The sequence below is a fragment of the Flavobacterium cryophilum genome (assembly GCF_048286555.1).
Taxonomy (GTDB): Bacteria; Bacteroidota; Bacteroidia; order Flavobacteriales; family Flavobacteriaceae; genus Flavobacterium.
Genome location: NZ_JBLVPZ010000001.1, coordinates 293,138 through 315,803 on the forward strand (window position 1 = coordinate 293,138; position 22,666 = coordinate 315,803).

Sequence of the window (22,666 nt, forward strand, 5' to 3'; positions counted from 1 at the left end):
TAAAAACAATAATTTAATTCAGAGGAAGTCTTTTGTCTATTCTCTCCTATCCACTTTCTATTAATGGCCTCTATAAAAATAAAACAACATGATATCAAAGATTGTGGTGCTGCTTGTCTCGCTTCTATTGGCAATCATTACAAAGTTAATCTGCCTATAGCCAGAATTCGTCAATTTGCCAATACCGATAAACGAGGTACCAATGTGCTGGGGATAATTGAAGCTGCCGAAAAAATGGGTTTCTCTGCCAAGGGGGTAAAAGGAGGAATGGATGCTATTGATAAAATTCCACTTCCTGCTATTGCTCATGTGGTGGTCAAAGAACAACTGCATCATTATGTGGTGATTTATAAAGTTGAAAAGTCGAAGGTCGAAAGCCAATCGAAGATTACAGCAATGGATCCTGCTTTTGGGAAAATGCAAACCTACACTTTTGAAGAATTTCAAAAAATCTGGACTGGCGTATTGATTCTTTTTGCCCCGAATGATGATTTTAAGGAATACAACGAAAAAGTTTCTCCTTTAAAACGCTTTTGGCATTTGGTACAGCCACACAAAACCATCTTAGTTCAAGCTTTGGTCGGTGCAATACTTTTTACCGTTTTAGGGCTAGCCATGTCCATTTATATTCAAAAAATTACTGATTATGTTTTGGTGGAAGGCAACAGAAACTTACTGAATCTGCTGAGTGTTTCCATGATTTGCATCATCATACTGCAAGCCTACATCGGTTCTAAAAAGAGTGTTTTTGTTATGAAAACCGGGCAGTTGATTGATGCCAAATTAATTTTAGGATACTACAAACATCTGCTCCATCTGCCACAACGCTTTTTCGATACGATGCAAGTGGGTGAAATCACATCTCGGATTGGCGATGCCGTAAAAATTAGATCTTTTATCAATGAAGTGGCGATTGATATGATTGTCAATATCTTCATTGTAATTTTTTCCTTCACATTGATGTTTACCTATTATTGGAAATTGGCCCTGGTGATTCTGTTAGTAATTCCATTTTATGGAGCTATTTATTATATTTTAAATAAGTTCAATAAAAAAGTAGAACGCGTTATCATGGAGAATGCTGCCGAATTACAAACGCAATTAGTTGAAAGTGTCACGCATATCAGAACCGTAAAAGAATTTGGAATCGAAGACTTTTCGAATCTTAAAACGGAAAATAAATTTGTAAAACTATTATTTACCACTTACAAATCAGGTTTAAACAGTGTTTTTGCAGGGACTTCTACTCAATTTCTGGCTTCGATATTTACTGTTATTTTAATGTGGATTGGTTCGGGTTACGTGATTGACAGAGCCATTACTCCCGGTGAGTTATTTTCCTTTTATGCTTTGATTGGCTATTTTACTTCGCCAGTTGCTTCCTTGATTGGGATGAACAAAACGGCACAAAATGCACTGATTGCTGCTGACAGGCTTTTTGAGATAATGGATTTAGAACGGGAAGAAACAGAAAATAAAGTCGAATTGCAAAGAGAAAACATGGGAGATATAAAATTCGAAAATGTAACGTTCCGTTATGGCTCACGAACAGAAGTTTTCAAAAATTTTAACGCCATTTTCAAGAAAAATGAAACCACAGCTATTGTTGGCGAAAGCGGAAGTGGTAAAACGACATTGATCTCATTATTACAAAACTTATATCCCATTAAAGAAGGGAAAATTTATATCGGAGAGTACGACTCTCAATTTATTCATTATCAGAGCCTACGAAATTGTATCGGTGTCATTCCGCAACAACTCAATCTGTTTTCGGGAAATATTATAGAAAACATTGCTTTAGGTGATTCATTTCCGAACATACAACGTATTTTAGATTTGTCTAAACAATTAGGAATTACAGAGTTTGTGGAGAAATTGCCCAATGGTTTTGAAACCCAAATTGGTGAAAATGGAGCCATGCTCTCCGGAGGACAAAAACAACGTATTGCTATAGCTAGAGCCTTATACAAAAATCCGGAAGTGTTATTAATGGATGAAGCCACATCCTCTTTGGATACCAATTCAGAAAGAATTGTAAAAGAAGTGATTGACAATTTTAAATCTTGGGGAAAAACAGTTATTGTCATTGCCCATCGACTGAGTACCATAGCTAATGCAGATACTATTTTGGTGATGGAAAATGGCACTATAGTCGAGTCGGGAAACCACAATGCACTGTTAGAACAAAAAGGAAAGTATTTTGATTTATGGAATAAACAAGGATTGGTCTAATTAAAAAAATTGACTGCAAAACAAAAAAAGAGCCAACATCTGTTGGCTCTTAGAATATATTTCGAATCAATGATCTATTACCCATTCAATGCTTCCGCACCACCAACAATCTCTAAGATTTCATTAGTAATAGAAGCTTGACGTGCTTTATTATAAGTCAATTTCAATTGATTTCTCAATTCCGTTGCGTTATCAGTTGCTTTGTGCATCGCAGTCATACGCGCTCCGTGCTCAGAAGCAAATGAATCACGAATTCCTTTGTACAATTGTGTTTTTAATGATTTTGGAATCAAAGTCAACACAATTTCTTCTTTGGAAGGTTCAAAAATATAATCTCCAGTTGAAACTGCAACATCAGATTTTAATGGTGCTAAAGGCAAAAATTGTTCCGTTTGAACGATTTGTGTCGCAGCATTTTTAAATTGGTTGTAAATCAACTCAATTTTATCGTATTCACCAGAAACAAATTTCTGCGTTAACAGGTCAGCAATTTTAGCTACGTTATCAAAAGTCAAGTCGTCAAAAACAGCGCTTTGATTTTCAATCACTGAAAGCGTTTTACTCAAAACATCATTTCCTTTTTTGCCAATAGCAAAAATATCCACTTGTTTTCCTGCATAAAATTCAGCACGGCTTTTAGCTCCTTTAATTGCATTTGTATTAAAAGCACCTGCCAAACCACGATTTGAAGTTATTACAACTAATAATACTTTCTTGATCTCACGTTGTGTAGTAAACTCTCCTCCTATCTCACCGTCAAGTGTGGCAGAAAGATTTTGCAATAATTCCGTTAATTTTTCGGCATAAGGGCGCATTGCTGTGATTGCATCTTGTGCTTTCTTTAGCTTTGCTGCAGAAACCATTTTCATTGCCGATGTAATTTGCATCGTCGATGAAACGGAAGTAATTCTATTACGGATTTCCTTTAAATTTGCCATTGTTTTGTAAGTATGGAGATTTAAGTATTAAGTATTAAGTACCCAGAAAATCTTGATACTTAATACTCCTTACTTAGTACTTTTTAGTTATATTTTGCTGATAATTCTTTTGCTACAGTTTCGATTACATCTGTAATTTCGTCTGTTAATTTTCCTGCTTTCAACGCATCAAGAGTTGCTCTGTGTTTGTTGTTCAAGAATTCCAAGAAGTCTTTCTCAAATTCTCTTACTTTGTTCACAGGAACATTTCTCAATAAGTTTTTAGAACCAGCGTAGATAATGGCAACTTGATCTTCTACAGTATATGGATCGTTCAAACCTTGTTTCAAGATTTCAACGTTTCTTCTACCTTTTTCAATTACATTCAGAGTAACTGCATCTAAATCAGAACCAAATTTAGCAAACGCTTCCAATTCACGGAATTGTGCTTGATCCAATTTCAATGTACCGGCTACTTTTTTCATTGATTTAATTTGTGCATTTCCTCCAACACGAGATACCGAAATACCTACGTTAATTGCTGGACGAACTCCAGAGTTAAACAAATCTCCATCTAAGAAAATTTGACCATCTGTAATCGAAATTACGTTTGTTGGGATATAGGCAGAAACGTCACCAGCTTGAGTTTCAATAATTGGTAAAGCAGTCAATGAACCACCACCTTTTACGATTGATTTCAATGAATCTGGTAAATCGTTCATGTCTTTAGCAATTCCATCATCTGCAATTACTTTACAAGCACGTTCTAATAATCTACTGTGAAGGTAGAAAACGTCTCCAGGATATGCTTCACGTCCCGGTGGTCTTCTCAATAAAAGAGAAACCTCACGATACGCAACCGCTTGTTTAGATAAATCATCATAAACAATTAAAGCCGGACGACCTGAATCTCTAAAATATTCTCCAATTGCAGCACCTGCGAAAGGAGCATACACTTGCATCGGAGCTGGATCAGAAGCATTAGCAGCAACAATAATGGTATACGCCATTGCTCCTTTTTCCTCTAACATTTTAGCAATTCCTGCTACAGTTGAAGCTTTTTGTCCAATTGCAACATATATACAGAACACTGGTTTCCCAGCATCATAAAATTCTTTTTGATTTAAGATCGTATCGATACAAACCGTTGATTTACCTGTTTGACGGTCGCCAATAACTAGCTCACGTTGTCCACGACCTACTGGAATCATAGCATCTACTGCTTTAATACCTGTTTGTAATGGCTCAGTAACGGGTTGACGGAAGATAACTCCAGGAGCTTTTCTTTCCAAAGGCATCTCGTATAAGTCTCCACCGATTGGTCCTTTTCCATCAATTGGGAAACCAAGTGTGTTTACTACACGACCTACCATTTGTTCTCCTACTTTAAGAGAAGCGATACGTTGTGTTCTTTTAGCAGTTGAACCTTCTTTGATTCCTGTAGATGGTCCTAAAAGTACCACACCAACATTGTCTTCTTCAAGATTCAAAACAATAGCTTCTAATCCATTGTCAAACTCAACTAACTCTCCATATTGAACATTAGAAAGCCCGTAAACACGAGCAATACCATCTCCAACTTGAAGTACTGTTCCTACTTCTTCCAGTGTAGCACCAGATTCAAAACCTTCTACTTGCTTTCTTAATATTGCTGAAATTTCAGCAGGTTTGATTTCCGCCATCTTAATTTATAATTTAGACACTTAAATGTGCAATAAAACTAATTACTTAACTCTCTTTTTAATACTTGTAATCTGTTGGCTACTGAAGCATTGTATTGCTTATCGCCTATTCTTAAAATAAATCCTCCTATTATTGAAGCATCTACTATATTTTCAATTGTGATTTTTTTATCCGAAAGAGATGCAATTTTTGCTAAAACTTTAGCTTCCAAAGCTGCATCCATAGGAAAAGCAGTAGTTACTTTTGCAACTTCAATACCATTCAGTTCGTCAAACAATTTGTTGTATTCCAATGCAATTGCTTCTACAATTTCAAATCTTTTGTTTTCAAACAACAAATGAAAAAGTCCTTTGGTTACCCCATTTACATCAGCAAAAACTTCCAATAGTACATTTTCTTTAACTTCTACTTTAATGGTAGGATTTTCAATAAAAGTGTTCAATTCCTGATTCCCATTAATTGTCGAAGCAATTAAAGTCATGTCCTTGCTTACCTCATTGGTCACACCAATGGAGTCTGCCATATCCAAAATTGCTTTTGCATAACGAATTGCTGCTCTTGTACTTGCCATAATTGTTAGTTTAACTTAACGTCGCCTAACATTTTCTCAACTAATTTAGTTTGAGCTTCTTTGTTAGATAATTCGTCTTTCAATATTTTTTCTGCTATACTCAATGATAACGTTGAAACTTGTAATTTCAATTCTGCCATAGCTGCATTTTTTTCACTTTCAATTGCTGCTTTGGCTTGCTCGATCATTTTTAATCCTTGAGCTTGTGCTTCATTTTTTGCATCAGCAACCATTTTCTCTTTTATTTCACGAGCATCTTTAAGCATGTTGTCACGCTCTAATCTTGCCTCTTGTAAAATACGTTGGTTGTCAGCTTGAAGGTTTTGCATTTCTTTTCTAGCGTTTTCAGCAGATAGCAAGGCACTTTTGATTCCTTCTTCTCTATCATTAACGGCATCAAGAATTGGTTTCCAAGCGAATTTTTTTAACAAGAATATCAATCCAACAAATATTACTATTTGCCAAATAAACAAACCAAACGAAAAATCATTTATTAACTTATCCATTATATTTAATTATAAATTTTAAAGTATGAATTGCTTTTAATAGCAATTTGTAATGTTTTAATTTTAAAAATACTAGTTACAACCAACCGTTGTAACTAGTGTTTTATAAGTTTTAATTAAGATGCGAATAACGCAGCAAAACCAATACCTTCAATAAGTGCAGCTGCGATAAGCATAGCTGTTTGGATTTTTCCAGAAGCTTCTGGTTGACGAGCAATAGCGTCCATTGCTGAACCACCAATTCTACCAATACCTAAACCTGCTCCGATAACAATCAATCCTGCTCCTACAATAGTTGGAATTTCCATAATATATAAATTAAAAATTAAACACTCTTATTAGTAGTCTAAAGTTGTAACGTCTAATGTCATAAGGTCAAGCTGACTTTTAAACTTCCGACGTTTGACGTTCGACTTAATGGTGAGCTTCCTCGTGATGATGCTCTTCGTTTCCTGCTCCAAAATAAAGGGCAGATAACATGGTGAAAATATACGCTTGTAAAAACGCTACTAATATCTCAAGGATAGAAAGTGCAAATGCCAATCCAAAAGACAAAGTGCTTCCAATCCAACTTTTAAAAATAAACATTAAACCAATAATACTCATCAACACAACGTGTCCTGCCAAAATGTTAGCGTACAAACGGATCATTAATGAAAATGGTTTGATTATGGTCCCCAATAATTCAATTGGAGCCAAGATAAATTTCATTGGAGTTGGCACGCCTGGCATCCAGAAAATGTGTCCCCAGTAATTTTTATTAGCGGTAAAAGTGGTGATTACATACGTTAGCAAAGCTAATGATGCTGTGATTGCAATATTTCCTGTTACGTTAAATCCTAGCGGCGTTAATCCTAATATGTTCAAAAAGAAAATAAAGAAAAATATAGTCAATAAATAACTCATGTATTTTTTATATCCTTTTTCTCCAATGTTTGGAATGGCAATTTCGTCTCTGATGTACAGTACAAGCGGCTCAAAAAAGCGTCCAGCTCCAGAAGCTATTCCATTATTTTTACCGTACGATTTTGCTAAACCGGTAAACAATACAAACATTAAGATCGCTATTCCTAAAATACCGATAACACTTTTGGTTACCGATAAATCAAGTGGAGTTGCATTTGTAGGGTGACCGTGTTCTTCGGTTAAAATTCCATCCGCCTCCGTTTTGTATATTTTTTCGTGGTGCAGTACGTAGAAGTTTCCATTGTGTTCTGCCGTTTCTTCACCATGATGAAATTTTGATGATGAAAACACTTGCAAACCATTGTCCCAAAGGATAACAGGCAACGAAAAACCAAAATGCTCCCCTGTTTCTTCATCTACTGAAAAAGTAAAATCATGCGCGTCCAAAAGGTGATGATTAATAAATGTCTTGATTTTAGATTTTACATCCGTTGGTTCTGCATGAGCTCCTTCGATCGCCTCATGAGCAACTTCTGTTTTTACTTGCACAGGATCCTGTTCAGGATTTGCAAAACTGATTAAAGGAAGACACGCTACTAAAGTCGCTAATATAAATCTAAGTGGTTTGTTTGAAATCACCATAACAGTTAATTATCTTAATTTATTACGTTTCTGAAATTTGGTGCAAATGTACATCTTTTATTAATATGCAAAAGAATATAAAAATTTATTTTTGATGGATTTTTTCCTTGAATACTATAATTATTGCTTTTCATTTAATATACGTATTGTTAATATGGTTTCAATTGCTAAAAAGAGAATAAACATCATAAAAAAATTCTTTTTCTCTATTGCATTGTTTTGAATTGTAACCTGCAATATAGGCTTTAAAATCAGATAACAAACAATCATTTTAATACTAGTCGTTAAAAGAAATGACATCCCAACGTTATCAAAACTGCGTTCTTTAACTTTTAACAGAAGTACAAATACCATAATCGATAAAACCAGAAACAACATATATAAGGTTTCTATCGAATAATAAAAAGTGGCGTCATCTATATTTAAGAGATAAAAAGCTGCTCGATGCACCACATAAGCCAATCCGGCAAGTGCCAATAATGGCAGAAGCGGTTTGTATTTTTTTAAATTCATTGTGTTTGATTTTTGCCGCAATGGCACTGAGGTGCAAAGTTATTTTAATTTTTACGACCATTCAGACTTTTTCAGCTCGTTTTTAATCGTTTTTTCTTATCAGAGATTACTGCATTTTATTGATTTCATTTACCTGTCGTATCACATTGTATAGTGCTAGCGCGACGCCAACCATTACTAAAATTTTACTGTAATACACTTTTGGGTGTGGATGATTTTCGTCTAACCAGTCTCCAAGATAAGAAAACAGAAAGATGATGGCGCCCATTTGAATTGGAATATTAATCAGCGCAAGCCATTTATTCGCTCTTTTTTGGTTGGGATTGTTGTCCATCGGTATGGGTTATATTTTTTATAGTAGCCTTCATTGTACAGGCAGCGCTAAAATCAGCACCGGGCTCCACAGATAATTTTCCAGTGGTAACTTCTCCATGAATACTGGCTTTTGATTTTACATTCAGCACTTCAGTTACTTGAATTTTTCCGTCAAATTTTCCTTCAATGTCGGCATTTTTGCACGCAATATCTCCAATAACGCTTCCGGCAGGGCCAATGACAATTTTACCTCCAGATTGAAAATTACCTATCAAATTACCGTCTAATCTAAAATCAGCGTGCGAAATAATATCGCCTTTTATAGTAGTTCCTTCAACAATTCTATTGGTTTTTCCCAAAAGATCGGTGTAGGATTTTTGCTTTTTATCAAACATATTTATGGAATTTTTAGCGCTAAATAGATGTCCATAATTTTCTTGATCTGAATCACTTTGTAGTTCTCACCTGACACTACAATTGCAGGATCAATCATTTTATATTTTACATTTTCTTTTAATACAAATGCCATATCTTTTGCGTAAACTTCTGATTTTATTCCGTGAATCGTGATAAAATTTTCTTTTTCCGTATAAATATCAAAGGAATATGATAGTTTTTGCAGGTTTTCTGCAGAAATAAACATTTTGATTTTCTCCTCTATTGCTTTTGTATTAGTATCCTCTCGTGAACCTACACGGTATAAAATTTTCCAATTATTTGAATCTGTTGTATTCAACTCCATTTTCTCTAAAAACGGAATTTGACTTGATATTATTTCTTGGGCATTTTTGCCTTCTTCGGTGTTCGGATAGTTGTCCGCCACACCTTGCAATGCATTTTTGTACGCCGTTAATCCTTTTAGTTTTCCAATGGCATTTGCTTTAAGCAATTCGAATTTTGAAACAATTTCATCTCCTGAAAACTGATTAATCAATGCGTCAGCGTTTTCTAAAACAGTAACAAACTGTTCTTGTCGATATAATTTATACCACTTCGTATACGCACTTTCCGGGGTTTCATTTAACGAGGTTACATCTGAGCCTGTGCTGTTTATAATTTGTGCATAACGAGAATCTGGATATTGAGCCGATATTCTTTTTTTCATCGCTTCTGCTTTGGTTGCATCGGTGATTTGATATAGTTTATACAAATTATACGTCGACGGAAGAACCAGTTTTTCCTCTGGATTCTTGTTTAATAAGTGTTCCAGTTTAGCGATGGCCAAATTATTTTCTTTCAATTTTTCTTTATAAATAATCCCTAATTGGTAATAGGCAAAATTGCGTTCTTTACTAATACTATCTACCTCCGTTTGTGTTACTGGAAGTTGCTTTAAATAATAATCCGTGGTGTATTGCTCCACCATTTTCTCCACTGTTGATACCTCCTCAAGAGTTTCTTTGCCCACAATCAAAGAATCTGCCAACGTTGGATTGACAGTACCGGATGATAATCTCCAATTGCGATTGGGAGTTCTGTCGCCCCACGTTTTTTTGAATTCTAATTTTCCAAAAGCTACAGTCGTAGGATTATAAAAATAGAAAACAGTACCGCCTTGTTGTGCGGTAGCATTACTAATCACTGGTGGCATCATTGCTGATTTTTTAGCAGGTTGACCAGATTCCTGATTAAAAGCCGGATCAATAACACTCGTTGAACTATTTCTTTCTAGATTTTCTTGTTTTACTTTTCGTTTTTCTTCTTCAACTTTCTTGATTTCATCCGCTTCTTTTAATTTAATGATATACTGTTCATAATACGCTGTTTTATCACTCTCATTCAATGAAACAACATGTAAAATACTATCATTTCTTTTGGCAAGAGCCTCATATAGAATCACTTCGTCCAGATTACTTCTAATTTTTTGAATTTTATTAAACTCGCGCGTTTTGTCATTGAGTTTAACCAATGTACTGTCATAATATTTTGCCGCTGCAGGATATTCCGAATTTCTAAAATACATATTTCCTAAATTTCGATAATTGGACGCTACTAAATAGGAATCTTTTGAATTTGTTCGTAACGATAAGTTATAAAAATCTAACGCTTTCTTCTGCTCCATTTTTTGATCATAAAACACTGCCAGATGATGGAGAATTAAATCTTTATACGGGCGGTTTTCTCTATCATTTGCCAGTTTATCAAACGTTTTTGTAAAAGAATTGAAATCCCCGTTTTGGTAATCAAACAGTTCCGCTTTTTTAGCATGCGCCTGAATTACAAATTTCCTGTCCGCTTTTCGGTTCATATCGATCACTGATTGATACGCACTGGCAGCGCTGTCTTTGTATCCCAATTGTTGGTATAATTGTCCCAAAATAAAACGATATCGTACTCTTTCCTGCTTTACTTTGGTAAATGCTATGGCTAATTTTAGTGATGCAACGGCGCTGTCTTTTTCTTCTAAATTTAAGAAAGACTCTGCTAAAAGGGCATTTGCATCTGCAGCAACCTGTTTTTTTACGTCGTGGTCTTCTAATAATTTATTTATATTTTTTATTACTAAAGCATCGTTTCCTAAACGCATATTTGTTTTTTCTCGCCAAATTTTAGCCTCATAAATTTTGCTGCTATTGGGATATTTGTATAAAATATAATTGAATGCGTCGAGTGCCGGAACAAATCGCTGGTCGTAGTAACGGGATTTGCCAAGCATCAAATAGGCTTTCTCTCTTCCGCCTATGTTCATGGAGTGTTTTTGAATGGCTTTCGTCGCCTTAGCTTCTGCCAATTCAAAATTCGTGTTTTTAGGTTTTGTTGTGGAAGTGTAATCTTCTACAATTTGCATTTTTTCTATTGGCAGCTGTTTCCAGAAATCGTCATCATTGTTGGATTTTATTTCCTTTACTCCTTTGTCCAAACCTACCTGGCCGTTGTATAAAATATTATATTTTGTACTTAAAGCATGGGAATTTCTGGCCATAAAAGTATCCTTCTTAGTAGAACAGGCTACTAAAAAACCAAAAAATAAGAAGAAAAATAACTGTTTGAATCGATTGACTTTCAATGGAAAACGTTTTTATCAATTAACTTTTAAATGTGCTTTTTAGTATACGTACTGGTAAAAATACGTTTCTTTTTGCTATCGTGAAAATTATCGGGGTTTATTTGAGTCTTGCTTGCGTGAGGGCTGTAGCGGAAATCCTTTTTTATTCTTTTTTTAAAGAATAAAAAAGATTGAGAGGGAAAGCCCGACCCGGATTTTTTTCCGTGTCACGCCCAAATTAAACTTGGATAGACATGAATGTGGTACTATTTGATTTGACAGACTCAAAATAAACCGCTACTGCGTTAATTAACGCTCAAATTCAGCAATGCAATCGGCAAATTAGCGGTAAACTATTTTCTCAATACCTTAACGTTGCATTTTAGATAGCAAAAAACAATTCTAGTTCCTGCAACGTTTCTTGAGACGTTTGAATGTCTTTCACCACTTGGCCATTGTGCAAAGCGACTATTCTGTCACTCACCTCAACGGTATGCTGCAAATCGTGACTGGAAACCAGTACGGTTACTTCCGGATTATCAGCTAAATCCTTGATGATTTTCTTTAATCGAAATTGTGTGGTGGGGTCTAAATTAGCAAACGGCTCATCAAGAATAATCACTTCCGGATTCCCGATTAAAGTAGCTATTATCCCTACTTTTTTCTGATTACCTTTAGATAAATCGCGTAAATATTTTTTGTTTTTAAGAATTTCTCCGTTGAAAAATTCTTCATGCGTGGCCAATAATGCATCGACATCGGCTTTGTTTTGTCCACGTAAATCCCCTATAAAATAAAAATATTCTTCGGGAGTGAGGTATCCAATCAGAAAGCTTTCGTCCAGAAAAGAAGCCGTAAATGGTTTCCAGTTTTCGCTGGTGTTCACTTGTACATTGTTGTTGAGAATATTCCCTGTTGAAGGCTGGATTAAATCCAATAAAAGGCTGAAAAAAGTGGTTTTTCCGGCTCCGTTATTTCCCACTAATCCAAAGCTTTCGCCTTTTTTTATTTCTAAAGTATCTATTTTTAATACGGTTGTTCCGTTGTACGTTTTCGAAAGGTTATTTACTTGTATCATTTTTTAAAGTTTAATCGGTTAACTGGTTATTTTGGTTAATGTGACTGCTAATTATCCTTTTTGTTTGTAAGCCGCAATGGTTGCGTATTTTTCGGTTTTATAAATTTTTTCGATTAAGGAAAAAACTTTGTCTTTAAATGCAAATCCAATCACTCCCACTGACGCCACTAACGCTAATCCTAGATTGGCATTGCCAAATTTAGAACCTAACCAATACAGTAAAACAGGCAAAGCCAATTGGGGAATCGAAATCAGCATGGTTTTTATATTGAATGCTTTTTTATCGCCAAAAGCCCCTTTACCGGAACTTAAATCGATTGGCGTTTTAGTGTATGCACCGCCCAGCAAAACCAAATGGGAATTGAATCCAATATTATAAATAGCACCTACAACAATTGTTAAATATACCTGCCACCCAAAATAAAGATAGAAAGAAGCGACAGTCGTGGTAACTATTGTAGCAATTACCATCAGCCACCACTTCGAACTCAGATAGCCTTTGTAAGGAATATTTTGCGTCATCATTAACTGGTAATACGCACTGTCCCAACTGGGTACAAATTGTCCAAAAGTGATGAGAAATCCTCCTGAAACGAAAATCCCGGCAAAAATATGCATCACAGGATTATTGTAAGCTTCAATCCCATTGGTAAAGAAAAGCAAACCGTAAAAAAGGAACATCACGCTCAATCCCACGGTGGTTTTTGACCGTTTGTTTCTTTTGATTAATTTAATGTCATTTTTCAAGAAGGTTCCTATGGTTCCAAATTGGTTTAACCAAGTCAAATCCTCTGTATTGGCAACATCGTGTTTGTTAGACAATCCCGCATCCAGGTATAAGTTTTTTTTGAAATACTGGAATGTAACATAATATAAAACGATTAGAGCCACTACCGGAATGGCAAAAGCCCAATAGGTATTGAAAATAGCATTAAAAAATGGCGCCGTAAACTCGGTGATATTGAAAAGTCCGTAATAGTGTAATCCTCCTAAAATTGCTGCTATTCCTAAGAATATGGCAAATAAATTATCTTTATTACTCAGTAGAATATTCAGAAAATTATTGATAAATAGTAATGAAGACAGCGCAGCATACCAGAGTACCACGGACACTACATCATAGCCTTCGATAATTAATACTACACTAAAGGGAATCAATAAAAAACCATGCACCAAATTAAAGAAGGACAAAACGGTTTTCCCCAAGGAGAAATGAACAATGGTAGCTTTTTCAATTGGAAAAATCAACATCGGACGAATATTCATCACTGGGATTTTTTGCAACAGCAATCGGATGATTAAGTCCATCAGTATATAGTAAATCAGGAATTGATTCACGGTAACAATGGGGTCCATATTCATTTTCTTTAAAATATAAAAAGCCCCCACTCCTATTGCCAAGAAAATTAAAATGAAATAAATAGCCACAAAACCCATCAGGATTTTCAAAGCCAAATTAGTAGCGAAGGAAGCCGATCTAAAAAATGCTTTCCATTCGAGATAAAGGAATTTTTGAATCATAGTTTGGTTATTTTGGTTTAATAATAGGTACTTAAAAACAGGAAAACGTTACAAATTTTCTAATTTATATTCTGGGTAAGTATGTTTTAAATAGGCCTCTGCTTTGGAAGGAATTATTTTTAATACAATATAAATGGCCAAAGACATTGAGACTATAAACAGGCTCATGCAAAATAGTGCCAAGTCATTTGGATTTGTTGTTCTATCAATTCTAATGATATTAAAAAAATGAAAGGGCAAAATCATTAACCAGGGAAAAGTTCCATAATTAGAAATTATCTTTTCAAAAAGCCAAATTTTTCCCGTTTCCTGCTTACGTTTTTTCATTTTTCTGTTTGCAAAAAACAAAAAAGGCAGCATACTAACTATTAAAAAAAACATGGATATCCTAAAAATCTCTATTGTATAATATTTTTTAAGGAAATAAAACACTGCCAAAATCAAAAATACTGTCACTATAATTTTAGGTATCGTAAAAAACCTTCTAAAATGACTCCATACAATACGGTTGTATTTTTTTCCTAAAGTAATTTGCCGACTTTCCACCACATCCATAAAGCCAAAAACACCAAATTTTCTAAATTCTTTATTTAAAACTTCGTCAAAAGTTAGTTTAGGATTTTGTTCCCATTCGGTTTCAATGGCGTTTGCTAAATGATCGACTAATTCCGTTTGTAAATCGTAATATACCACATAATGCTGACGGATAAAAAGGTAAAGTTGGTCTATTTGTTGGTGGGTTAGTTTCATCTTCATAAAATTAAAATTCTAATTTTGGACTTGGGTTCACTAAACTCTGCATGTTTCGGATGAAATCTTCGAGTTCTGAGAGTCGGTTTACGGTTTCTTTCTGACCGCTTTCCGTGAGTTTATAATACTTACGCATGCGGTTATCCACTTTTTCGATTTCAACATCCAGCAAACCTTCGGCTTCCAGTTTGTGCAAGGCCGGATACAGAGCGCCTTCGGTGATGTTGAGTTCGCCGTGGGTAATCACCTTGACTTTCTGCGTGATTTCATAGCCGTACATCTTGCCGTTTTCTTCGAGCAATTTCATGATAATCGTATTCAGACTTCCTTTGTATAATTGTGAGTTTTTCATTTGCCTTTTCATTTTGAAAAACAAATATACATAAGAAACTTATACATAATTATATTAGGTATACAAATTTTCAAATAGTTTGAATTCAAAAAACCTATTCTGTTTACTATATTTGCAAAAAAAAAATCATGTCATCCTTTTTAAAATTAATCATAAAAGAAGTAAAACGCGAAACCAAAGACGCTGTTTCGATACTTTTTAACGTACCCGAGGAATTAAAACCAATCTATACTTTTATTGCCGGTCAATATATCAATTTAAAATTAACACTTGACGGTGCCGAAATTCGTCGGGCGTATTCTATCTGTTCTTCTCCGGAAAGTGGCGAGTTGCGCATTGTGGTCAAAGCAGTAAAAGACGGAGCTTTCTCCCAATTTGCCAACACGAAACTCAAAGCAGGCGATGTTCTTGAAGTTGGGCAACCCGAGGGGAAATTCACTTTTGAACCTCAAGCGGACCGACAAAAAAACTACGCGGCTTTTGTAGCTGGAAGCGGAATTACTCCGGTGCTGTCTATTCTGAAATCGGTGTTGAAAAACGAACCAAAAAGTTCTTTTATATTAGTTTACGGAAACAAAACGCCCGAAGAAACTATCTTTCATCAAGAATTACACGATTTACAATTGCAATATGTGGGTCGTTTTTTTGTTCATTGTGTTTTCAGTCAAGCCAAAATTGAACATGCTTTGTTTGGAAGAATTGAAAAATCGACGGTGAATTTTGTTTTGAATAATAAACACAAGGAATTAGAGTTTGATAAATTCTATTTGTGTGGGCCGGAAGAAATGATCAATATTGTCTCCGGTGTTTTAAAGGAACATAATGTCAAAGAAACCGTAATAAAATTTGAATTGTTCTCTACTTCTACCAAAGAGAACAAAATAGAAAAATCATTAGTCGGACATTCGAAAATCACCATTATGGTGGATGATGAGGAAACAACTTTCGAAATGTCACAAAAACAAACCGTTCTTGATGCCGCTTTGAAGCAAGGTATCGATGCTCCGTATTCTTGCCAAGGCGGAATTTGCAGCAGTTGTCTGGCCCGCGTTATCTCTGGAACTGCCGAAATGACAAAAAACTCCATCCTAACCGATAAAGAAATTGCTGATGGCTTGATTCTTACCTGTCAAGCGCATCCAACCTCAGAAACTATCTATGTAGATTATGATGATGTTTAAAAGATAAATTGCTTATGTATGAAACTTCTCTGAAAAGGGAAGTTTTTTTGTTTTTAGGAAGGTTGGGATTTGATTGTATTAGCGGAATTATAGTATGACTAACAATCACGCTGTTATTGAGTAAGTTTGATAGATTCCTGTTTACACAACTAATTTTGGGTAGCAAGTCCATAGTTACTAGCTAGTACTTTTTTACTAAACGATTAACTAATAATGAGCATATTAATGTTAAATTTTCCAAAAAAATATTTCAATTGTTACCAAATTTTGGTACTTTAGTAAAAAAGTAAAATCATGGGAAAGAACACATCCATCTCTTTAGGAAATCATTTTGAAACTTTTGTCGAAAAAAGTATTTCAAAAGGTCGGTTTCAAAATGCAAGTGAGGTAATTCGGGCTGGACTCCGCATGCTAGAAGAGGAAGAAGATAAAGTTTTACTATTAAAAAATGCCATTCAGGAAGGCATTGATAGTGGATTTGCAAAAGACTTTGATCCAAAAAAACACTTAGAAACATTACAAGCAAAGAAAAAAACAAATGGCTAAATATTATTTGACAAATTTAGCCGTTAACGACTTGACTGAAATCTGGGAGTATACTTATGAGGAGTGGTCAGAAAAACAAGCCAATAAATATTATAAACTCCTATTAAAATCTTGTCAGGAATTAGCAAATTACCCCAACTTTGGGAAAAATTATGAGTTAGTTCAACCAGATCTTTTAGGCTATAAAGCCAATCATCACATTATTTTTTTTAGAATTATTTCGGTCAAAGAAATAGAAATAATAAGAATACTGCACGAAAGAATGGATTTGAAAACTAAGCTTTAAATTAAAACCTCACACAATTACAAGCTTGTTTAGCTGAAAACAAAAGCATTTAAAATCAAGTTGTTAAAGAACTATAAAAAAGCATTCCACAAAAAAAGATTTTTTTGTCTTTTGTTTTCTTCTTTATCCTCGCCATATTTGAACCAATCCTTTGTTTTTTCTTCTATTAATCTTTTTAGTTCTTTTAAATCATAGGTTTTTTTGGCTACAATTGGTTTTATGTCGGATGCGTTACTGATTTCTAAATCTATTTTAGTAGCTATAAATGAAGTGTATAATCTTGGTATTGAAAGTCCTAAAATCATACCCGGTAAACCATTTATAGAACATGGACCGCCAGAAATGGTAATGTCGTCTGTGTAAAAAGCAAATACATACACGTCATCCATTATTTTGCCCACGGCTTTTCGGCAATTATAACCGGCTATTTCTCTATGTTCATTTGTGATTTTCCATTGTATGTTTGGTATGCTGTCTGTTATTACAAAATTAGTTCCTACTATTTGCTTTTGCATATTCATTTTTCCTGTTGTAAAATCAAAATACCAAGTGTTTTCTTCATCTGCATCTTTTTCGTGCTTTGGTATTCTTGTTTTTGGGCTCCATCTAACAAATTTATATAGGCTTTTATTCTCGGCAAAAGTATAGGTGAAATAGGATATTTTTAGGTCAGACAGGTTGTCTTTCATCATCTCATCCCAACTGTCATTGCTCATCGTTTTTTTGAGATTGGTATTTACTTCATATTCAATTACAGCTTTATCTATAAATAGTTGTGCTTTTGATGTAGTTGTAAAAATTAGTGTTGCAATAAAAAAAAGTATTGATTTCATATATAGATAACTTAGATAATTAGATTTTTTAAATGCTCATTATTATAATTCTTTGAATTTCGTTCAGGACCGTTACTGATTTACTTCTTTATTGTTTGACCTTTGTTTTTAAAATTCCAGGTAAAGCCTATCATAGCATATCTTTTGAGCCTATCATTTTGTTCCTCACCTATTATGTTTTCATAAACATATCTATTGATGCCTATATTTTGATTCAAAATATCTCGTACTAGGATATAAGCCGTAAACTCATCGTTTTTGAAGGTCCGTTGCAGCCTTGCATTCCACAATTGATTGGTAAGATTGGTTTGAAAATCGACCGTTTTTTGACGAGAATTTAAATTGTAGTCTGTGGACAGTTTCCATTTTTCCCTAAAATAAACCCCTATATCCAGGTCCAAATTATTAGTGTTAAATGATTTTACTTCATTGTTTTGAGAAGTACTGTTTCTGTTATTTGAAAATCTATTACTTAAACTAAATTCGTATTTCTTCTCTTTTGATTTATTTAAATAAATTGAAAATCCTGAATTTAAAGTATTGGAATTATTGATTTTGTTATTAATACTTAGTGCTGATTTGTTATAGTTAACAGATGGATTAAGATTAACTTGTAAATCTATTTTTTTTATCTTAAATCCATATCCAAAATAAAAATTTCCAGAAAAATTACCGTTTGTGTTTATGGGTGTGCTAATTGTTTTAGCGCTTTCTGGATCTATATCTTTGTTGTATGAAATTAAATTGGAAGTCGTTCTAAAAGAAATATTTTGGTAAAAATGCGATTCTGTCAAAATACTATAACTATTGTGTGATATGTTTACACTATTGGTAAAGGATTGCTTTAAATCTGGATTACCTAAAGTTTGATTGAAAAAATCTTGATTGTTTCTCAAAGGCTGTAATTGATCAATGGTAGGCTGTCTGGTTGCGCCTTGATAATTTAAACGCAAGTTACTGTTGCTTTTGTACTTATAAGAAAAATTTGCAGTTGGAAAAAAGTTAGTGTAGCTGCGCTTGTATTCTTTATTTAAAGTTTGATCTTGTAAATCAAACGAAGTAAAACCAAAACCACTTCCAAAGCTGTAATTTATTTTTTTGGCATTGTAACTCAGTTTTACATTGGGCTTGTTTGTCGTTATTGTCTGTTTGAACTGGTTTGATAAAGAATTTACAACCACATCATACTTGCCTGTAGCATCCGAATAATCATACGTTAAATAGTTGCTTTCACCAGTGTTATGAGCAACTTGATAGGCAAATTGCATTGCAAATTTCTTACCAATAGGCTCAGTATAGGTCACATTTACAGCAAGATTTTGATTTGTTTTTTCTCCTATTTTGTTTTGGTCTACATCATCCCTAGAGGAAAAAACACCTGCATCATAACTTTCGTTGGAAGACTTTAAGAAATTATTTGAATCTGTATTCAACGTGTTCCAACTACCGTTTACAGAAAATGTACGACGGGCTGTAGCGAATTTATGTTTATACAAAATACTGGCAGACAAGGATTCCTTATCCGAATTTGTATTAAATGTTTTTTCTTGTTTGTTTTTTAACAATCCGTCACCTCCCGTTGTCTCTCCGTTTGTAAATTCATCGCTTTCGGTATTATAAAAATTAGTTTTGGCGGTAAATTTTATCGAGTTTATAGAATCTAATTTTACATCGTAAATAGCATTTAGTTTAAAATTACTTCTGTTTACATTGCTTACCGTTGATCTGTTTTCGTTTAATTGGGTTTCTCCCACTTGTCTTTGGGTAAAACTGCTTTTATTGTTTGTATAAATTTGGTTATTGTATTTTGGTGATAGATTCAATGTTTGTTTATCATTCCACTTGTTGCTGTACTGCAATCCTGCGTTGGTGTTTTTGATAAAACCATTTTGAGTGTCAACATAAGGTTCTTCATCATTATTGCCACCTGTCCATTCATAACTTACATTTCCATCGTCATCCATGTTCATGCTTATATCATCCCGTGCTCCAAATTTTTCGCTGTCTTGCCAGCCAAGTCCATCTTGCCCCGTATTCCCATTTAATAAAAAAGCAGATAGTTTTCTTTTGCCTTTAAAACTGCTAAACATCAAATTGGTATTGTATCTGGAATCAGTATCTGTAAATGATTGATTTGCAGCATCTATCTTACCAAAATAACCTTTCTTTTTATCCTCCTTCAATTTTAGGTTAATTGTTTTTTTTGTGTCGCCATCATCAATTCCTGTAAACTCGGCTTGATCGCTTTTCTTATTAAAAACTTGTACTTCTTTTACTGCATCGGCTCGCAGGTTTTTTACCGCCATACCGGGGTCATCACCAAAAAATTCTTCGCCATCTACCAATACTTTTTCTACCGTTTCACCCATGGCTTTTATAACACCATTTTTATCAACTTGAATCCCCGGCAGTTTTTTTAGTAATTCTTCTACATTGGCATTAGCATCTACCTTAAAATCACTTGCCCTGTAACTGGTCGTATCGCCTTTAATTTTAATAGAACCCGTCTTTATAATTACTTCTCTAAGCGCATTAATTTTGCTCATTAAGGCAATTGTCCCCATTTTTTTTTCGTCTTCTTCAACAATTATGGCATCTACATAATCAGCATACTGGCTATGAGCTGTCATCAGTATGTAATTTCCTGCTTTTACATTTTTGAAATTAAAGTTCCCTTCCTTATCCGATCGGGTAAACTTGTATAAAATAGAGTCTTTGGGAGTTAATAAAGCAACAACCGAATTGTAAATGGGTTTGTTTTCGCTACCATCGGTTAAAAGACCCGAAAGGTTTGTTTTTTGAGAAAACGCTGAAAAAGAGAATAAGAACAAAATTGTAATTGTTACAGTAATTTTTGGCATAAATAGTTTCTATTTTTATTGTATTAGCATTTCAAGATTTCTAAAAGCAACTTAACTGAAAAAAACAATCCTCTTTCACCGCAAGTTTGCCTTCAGCGTAAAAATCTTATACACTTAAGCCAAAAATAGTATTATTCCCACTAAAAATTTAAAGTTATTTCGTTATTAAAATGTTAAAGTTATTCTTACATAAAAATAACAAAATCTTGAAAAAATTAAAATCCTCTACGAGGTTTAAATCTTCATTTATAGTTTGCAGGTATTTAAAACCTTTACGATAGAATCAACAGCAATCGATCGCATCGCCTCTGCATAACCTTCGACTTTTTTATTTCCATACACCGAAGTGGGTAATTTTGGAAACTGATTCCTATCCGAAACCAAAGCATTTTTTACAGGTTGATTAAACGGTGAAAATCCCGCATACGGATGCGTAGCGCCCCAAAGGGTAATCACTTTTACGCCCAACATTGCTGCAATATGCGCATTCCCGGAATCCATGGAAAGCATCACATCCAGATTACTAATGAGTTGCAATTCCTGTTGCAATTTTAATTGTCCCGCAATATTGATAACGTTTTTTTTGTTGGAAGCAAGCGAATCTAGAGTTTCGATTTCCTTTTTTCCACCGCCAAAAAGCAAAATAGTATGAGTTCTATCCAACGCTAATTTATCAATCACTTCCTGCATCAAATCCATCGGATAGACTTTAGAATCGTATTGTGCAAAAGGAGCAATTCCTATCCATTTTTGATTTTTTTCTCCAATTATCGCTAGAATTTCCGGACTCAAAACTGCTTTTTCAGGAAAAACTGGATGCGATAAATCAACTGTAAAACCGAGTTGTTCAAATACTTTGACATGCCTTGCAAACATCGAAGGCAGCTGCTTGAACACTTTGTTTTCGGGCTGGGTCAACGCTTTTTTTCCTGCTCTTCCTTTATCCACTGAAGCTACTTTCTTACCGCTTAAAGCAAAAAGATTTCGAATGATTTTAGACCGCAAGACATTGTGTAAATCGGCAAAAGCATCAATGTTTAAACTTTTCAAATCTTGGAACAAGCGCAACAATCCTAATAGTCCGTTGTGTCGTTCTTTTTCATCGAAAGCAAAAAAAGAAAGATTAGGAATTCCTTCAAAAAAAGGTTTGAAAAAAGGTCTGGAAACAACCGTGATTTTAACTTCCGGATGCTGGCTTACAAAAGCACGTAAAACAGGAACCGTCATAGCGACATCTCCCATTGCGGAAAGTCTCATGACGGCTATATGTTGGATTTTTTTTGACAATTAATTAATGTTTAAAAACCATTACTGTATTAAGGCTCATTAAGTTTTTCTTAATTTTCTTAATACGGTAATGGTTCAAAATATCTTGTTTTACTTCTTGTTTTGGTACAAAACAGGATTCAGATCATCATCATTGTACATTTTCATTTGTTTGTATACTTTCATGAATTTATTGCCATTTTCGATGTCTGTCAATAAATCATCAATAGCCAAAGACAAGTCCGTTCTTTGTTCCAATAAAATATTCAATTTAACTTGACATTTATCTCTATGCTCTTGTGAAGCTTCGGCACGATTAGCTTCCTCTTTCATGTGATAAATTTTTAATGCCAAAATAGACAATCGGTCAAAAGCCCAAGCTGGACTTTCTGAGTTGATTTTTGCATTGTCTTTTACGATCACCGGGCTGTATTTTTGAAGAAAATAACTGTCAATATATTCCACCATATCGGTGCGTTCTTGATTAGAAGCATCGATTCTTCTTTTTAAAGTCAAAGCAGCCACGGGATCAATATTTGGATCACGAATGATATCCTCAAAGTGCCATTGAACGGTATCAATCCAGTTTTTATGATACAACAAATGTTCAAATTTATCTTTTGGAAAAGGATTATTAATCGGTTGGTCTACATTATCAAACTGGTGATAATCTTTAATACTTTGCACGAATACGGCGTAAGCTAATTTTGAAAACATATCT

At 34.3% G+C, this 22,666-nt stretch carries 22 protein-coding genes; 4 read left to right on the forward strand and 18 right to left on the reverse strand.

The genetic code is table 11. The features are described 5' to 3' along the window. Positions 1-63: 63 nt before the first annotated feature. Positions 64-2,232: a peptidase domain-containing ABC transporter gene (locus ACNQGJ_RS01350; protein WP_417970832.1), complete on the forward strand. Its 2,169-nt coding sequence runs from the start codon at positions 64-66 to the stop codon at positions 2,230-2,232. Between the two features lie 77 nt (positions 2,233-2,309). Here ACNQGJ_RS01350 and atpG read toward each other — a convergent pair whose 3' ends face one another. From atpG to ACNQGJ_RS01420, 14 genes are all read right to left on the reverse strand, one after another. Beyond that, positions 2,310-3,170, reverse strand: coding sequence for an ATP synthase F1 subunit gamma (gene atpG, locus ACNQGJ_RS01355; protein WP_417970830.1), 861 nt, complete (start codon positions 3,168-3,170; stop codon positions 2,310-2,312). An 83-nt stretch (positions 3,171-3,253) separates the two neighbouring features. Further along, positions 3,254-4,831, reverse strand: a complete 1,578-nt coding sequence (gene atpA, locus ACNQGJ_RS01360) for a F0F1 ATP synthase subunit alpha (protein WP_126455013.1) — start codon at positions 4,829-4,831, stop codon at positions 3,254-3,256. A 38-nt stretch (positions 4,832-4,869) separates the two neighbouring features. Further along, complete coding sequence (gene atpH / locus ACNQGJ_RS01365; protein ID WP_417970828.1) at positions 4,870-5,403, reverse strand: ATP synthase F1 subunit delta; 534 nt, start codon at positions 5,401-5,403, stop codon at positions 4,870-4,872. Positions 5,404-5,408: 5 nt separating this feature from the next. Then, complete coding sequence (locus tag ACNQGJ_RS01370; RefSeq protein ID WP_417970826.1) at positions 5,409-5,909, reverse strand: F0F1 ATP synthase subunit B; 501 nt, start codon at positions 5,907-5,909, stop codon at positions 5,409-5,411. Between the two features lie 116 nt (positions 5,910-6,025). Further along, positions 6,026-6,217: an ATP synthase F0 subunit C gene (gene atpE, locus ACNQGJ_RS01375; protein WP_073353856.1), complete on the reverse strand. Its 192-nt coding sequence runs from the start codon at positions 6,215-6,217 to the stop codon at positions 6,026-6,028. Between the two features lie 106 nt (positions 6,218-6,323). After that, a complete protein-coding gene (gene atpB / locus ACNQGJ_RS01380; RefSeq protein ID WP_417970824.1) occupies positions 6,324-7,457 on the reverse strand; it encodes a F0F1 ATP synthase subunit A in 1,134 nt (377 codons plus the stop codon). A gap of 120 nt (positions 7,458-7,577) precedes the next feature. Continuing rightward, positions 7,578-7,970, reverse strand: coding sequence for a hypothetical protein (locus ACNQGJ_RS01385; RefSeq protein WP_417970822.1), 393 nt, complete (start codon positions 7,968-7,970; stop codon positions 7,578-7,580). Positions 7,971-8,076: 106 nt separating this feature from the next. Beyond that, positions 8,077-8,304, reverse strand: a complete 228-nt coding sequence (locus ACNQGJ_RS01390) for an AtpZ/AtpI family protein (protein WP_417970820.1) — start codon at positions 8,302-8,304, stop codon at positions 8,077-8,079. Beyond that, complete coding sequence (locus ACNQGJ_RS01395; RefSeq protein WP_417970818.1) at positions 8,270-8,680, reverse strand: bactofilin family protein; 411 nt, start codon at positions 8,678-8,680, stop codon at positions 8,270-8,272. Before ACNQGJ_RS01395 ends, ACNQGJ_RS01390 begins: the two co-directional genes overlap by 35 nt. A gap of 2 nt (positions 8,681-8,682) precedes the next feature. Next, on the reverse strand, positions 8,683-11,292 hold the full coding sequence (gene porW / locus ACNQGJ_RS01400; RefSeq protein ID WP_417970816.1) for a type IX secretion system periplasmic lipoprotein PorW/SprE: 2,610 nt from the start codon (positions 11,290-11,292) through the stop codon (positions 8,683-8,685). A gap of 361 nt (positions 11,293-11,653) precedes the next feature. After that, positions 11,654-12,349: an ABC transporter ATP-binding protein gene (locus ACNQGJ_RS01405; RefSeq protein WP_417970814.1), complete on the reverse strand. Its 696-nt coding sequence runs from the start codon at positions 12,347-12,349 to the stop codon at positions 11,654-11,656. Positions 12,350-12,400: 51 nt separating this feature from the next. Further along, entirely contained in the window at positions 12,401-13,870 is a 1,470-nt protein-coding gene (locus ACNQGJ_RS01410) for a DUF5687 family protein (protein WP_417970812.1), read from the reverse strand. A gap of 48 nt (positions 13,871-13,918) precedes the next feature. Then, positions 13,919-14,620: a hypothetical protein gene (locus ACNQGJ_RS01415; protein ID WP_417970810.1), complete on the reverse strand. Its 702-nt coding sequence runs from the start codon at positions 14,618-14,620 to the stop codon at positions 13,919-13,921. Positions 14,621-14,630: 10 nt separating this feature from the next. Further along, positions 14,631-14,972: a PadR family transcriptional regulator gene (locus tag ACNQGJ_RS01420; RefSeq protein ID WP_417970808.1), complete on the reverse strand. Its 342-nt coding sequence runs from the start codon at positions 14,970-14,972 to the stop codon at positions 14,631-14,633. A gap of 128 nt (positions 14,973-15,100) precedes the next feature. On the opposite strand from ACNQGJ_RS01420, the gene ACNQGJ_RS01425 reads away from it, so the two are divergent. The 3 genes from ACNQGJ_RS01425 (at position 15,101) to ACNQGJ_RS01435 (ending at position 16,985) form a co-directional block, all read left to right on the forward strand. Beyond that, positions 15,101-16,153, forward strand: a complete 1,053-nt coding sequence (locus tag ACNQGJ_RS01425) for a 2Fe-2S iron-sulfur cluster-binding protein (RefSeq protein WP_417970806.1) — start codon at positions 15,101-15,103, stop codon at positions 16,151-16,153. A 294-nt stretch (positions 16,154-16,447) separates the two neighbouring features. Further along, on the forward strand, positions 16,448-16,699 hold the full coding sequence (locus ACNQGJ_RS01430; protein ID WP_417970804.1) for a type II toxin-antitoxin system ParD family antitoxin: 252 nt from the start codon (positions 16,448-16,450) through the stop codon (positions 16,697-16,699). Beyond that, a complete protein-coding gene (locus ACNQGJ_RS01435; protein ID WP_417970802.1) occupies positions 16,692-16,985 on the forward strand; it encodes a type II toxin-antitoxin system RelE/ParE family toxin in 294 nt (97 codons plus the stop codon). The genes ACNQGJ_RS01430 and ACNQGJ_RS01435 overlap by 8 nt, the downstream gene beginning before the upstream one ends. 71 nt (positions 16,986-17,056) lie before the next feature. Here ACNQGJ_RS01435 and ACNQGJ_RS01440 read toward each other — a convergent pair whose 3' ends face one another. The 4 genes from ACNQGJ_RS01440 to ACNQGJ_RS01455 all read right to left on the reverse strand — a co-directional run bounded on the left by ACNQGJ_RS01440 (position 17,057) and on the right by ACNQGJ_RS01455 (position 22,662). Continuing rightward, positions 17,057-17,818, reverse strand: a complete 762-nt coding sequence (locus ACNQGJ_RS01440; RefSeq protein ID WP_417970800.1) for a GLPGLI family protein — start codon at positions 17,816-17,818, stop codon at positions 17,057-17,059. Between the two features lie 80 nt (positions 17,819-17,898). Then, a complete protein-coding gene (locus ACNQGJ_RS01445) occupies positions 17,899-20,679 on the reverse strand; it encodes an outer membrane beta-barrel protein (RefSeq protein ID WP_417970798.1) in 2,781 nt (926 codons plus the stop codon). A gap of 246 nt (positions 20,680-20,925) precedes the next feature. Then, positions 20,926-21,936: a glycosyltransferase family 9 protein gene (locus ACNQGJ_RS01450; protein ID WP_417970796.1), complete on the reverse strand. Its 1,011-nt coding sequence runs from the start codon at positions 21,934-21,936 to the stop codon at positions 20,926-20,928. A 120-nt stretch (positions 21,937-22,056) separates the two neighbouring features. Further along, complete coding sequence (locus tag ACNQGJ_RS01455) at positions 22,057-22,662, reverse strand: DUF4254 domain-containing protein (protein ID WP_417970794.1); 606 nt, start codon at positions 22,660-22,662, stop codon at positions 22,057-22,059. Positions 22,663-22,666 lie beyond the last annotated feature (4 nt).

Bases quoted from the DNA above. Each gene is read 5' to 3' on its own strand.
- ACNQGJ_RS01350 (WP_417970832.1), top strand. From the start codon at position 64: ATGGCCTCTATAAAAATAAAACAACATGATATCAAAGATTGTGGTGCT.
- atpG (WP_417970830.1), bottom strand. From the start codon at position 3,170: ATGGCAAATTTAAAGGAAATCCGTAATAGAATTACTTCCGTTTCATCG.
- atpA (WP_126455013.1), bottom strand. From the start codon at position 4,831: ATGGCGGAAATCAAACCTGCTGAAATTTCAGCAATATTAAGAAAGCAA.
- atpH (WP_417970828.1), bottom strand. From the start codon at position 5,403: ATGGCAAGTACAAGAGCAGCAATTCGTTATGCAAAAGCAATTTTGGAT.
- ACNQGJ_RS01370 (WP_417970826.1), bottom strand. From the start codon at position 5,909: ATGGATAAGTTAATAAATGATTTTTCGTTTGGTTTGTTTATTTGGCAA.
- atpE (WP_073353856.1), bottom strand. From the start codon at position 6,217: ATGGAAATTCCAACTATTGTAGGAGCAGGATTGATTGTTATCGGAGCA.
- atpB (WP_417970824.1), bottom strand. From the start codon at position 7,457: ATGGTGATTTCAAACAAACCACTTAGATTTATATTAGCGACTTTAGTA.
- ACNQGJ_RS01385 (WP_417970822.1), bottom strand. From the start codon at position 7,970: ATGAATTTAAAAAAATACAAACCGCTTCTGCCATTATTGGCACTTGCC.
- ACNQGJ_RS01390 (WP_417970820.1), bottom strand. From the start codon at position 8,304: ATGGACAACAATCCCAACCAAAAAAGAGCGAATAAATGGCTTGCGCTG.
- ACNQGJ_RS01395 (WP_417970818.1), bottom strand. From the start codon at position 8,680: ATGTTTGATAAAAAGCAAAAATCCTACACCGATCTTTTGGGAAAAACC.
- ACNQGJ_RS01405 (WP_417970814.1), bottom strand. From the start codon at position 12,349: ATGATACAAGTAAATAACCTTTCGAAAACGTACAACGGAACAACCGTA.
- ACNQGJ_RS01410 (WP_417970812.1), bottom strand. From the start codon at position 13,870: ATGATTCAAAAATTCCTTTATCTCGAATGGAAAGCATTTTTTAGATCG.
- ACNQGJ_RS01415 (WP_417970810.1), bottom strand. From the start codon at position 14,620: ATGAAACTAACCCACCAACAAATAGACCAACTTTACCTTTTTATCCGT.
- ACNQGJ_RS01420 (WP_417970808.1), bottom strand. From the start codon at position 14,972: ATGAAAAACTCACAATTATACAAAGGAAGTCTGAATACGATTATCATG.
- ACNQGJ_RS01425 (WP_417970806.1), top strand. From the start codon at position 15,101: ATGTCATCCTTTTTAAAATTAATCATAAAAGAAGTAAAACGCGAAACC.
- ACNQGJ_RS01430 (WP_417970804.1), top strand. From the start codon at position 16,448: ATGGGAAAGAACACATCCATCTCTTTAGGAAATCATTTTGAAACTTTT.
- ACNQGJ_RS01435 (WP_417970802.1), top strand. From the start codon at position 16,692: ATGGCTAAATATTATTTGACAAATTTAGCCGTTAACGACTTGACTGAA.
- ACNQGJ_RS01440 (WP_417970800.1), bottom strand. From the start codon at position 17,818: ATGAAATCAATACTTTTTTTTATTGCAACACTAATTTTTACAACTACA.
- ACNQGJ_RS01445 (WP_417970798.1), bottom strand. From the start codon at position 20,679: ATGCCAAAAATTACTGTAACAATTACAATTTTGTTCTTATTCTCTTTT.
- ACNQGJ_RS01450 (WP_417970796.1), bottom strand. From the start codon at position 21,936: ATGAGACTTTCCGCAATGGGAGATGTCGCTATGACGGTTCCTGTTTTA.
- ACNQGJ_RS01455 (WP_417970794.1), bottom strand. From the start codon at position 22,662: ATGTTTTCAAAATTAGCTTACGCCGTATTCGTGCAAAGTATTAAAGAT.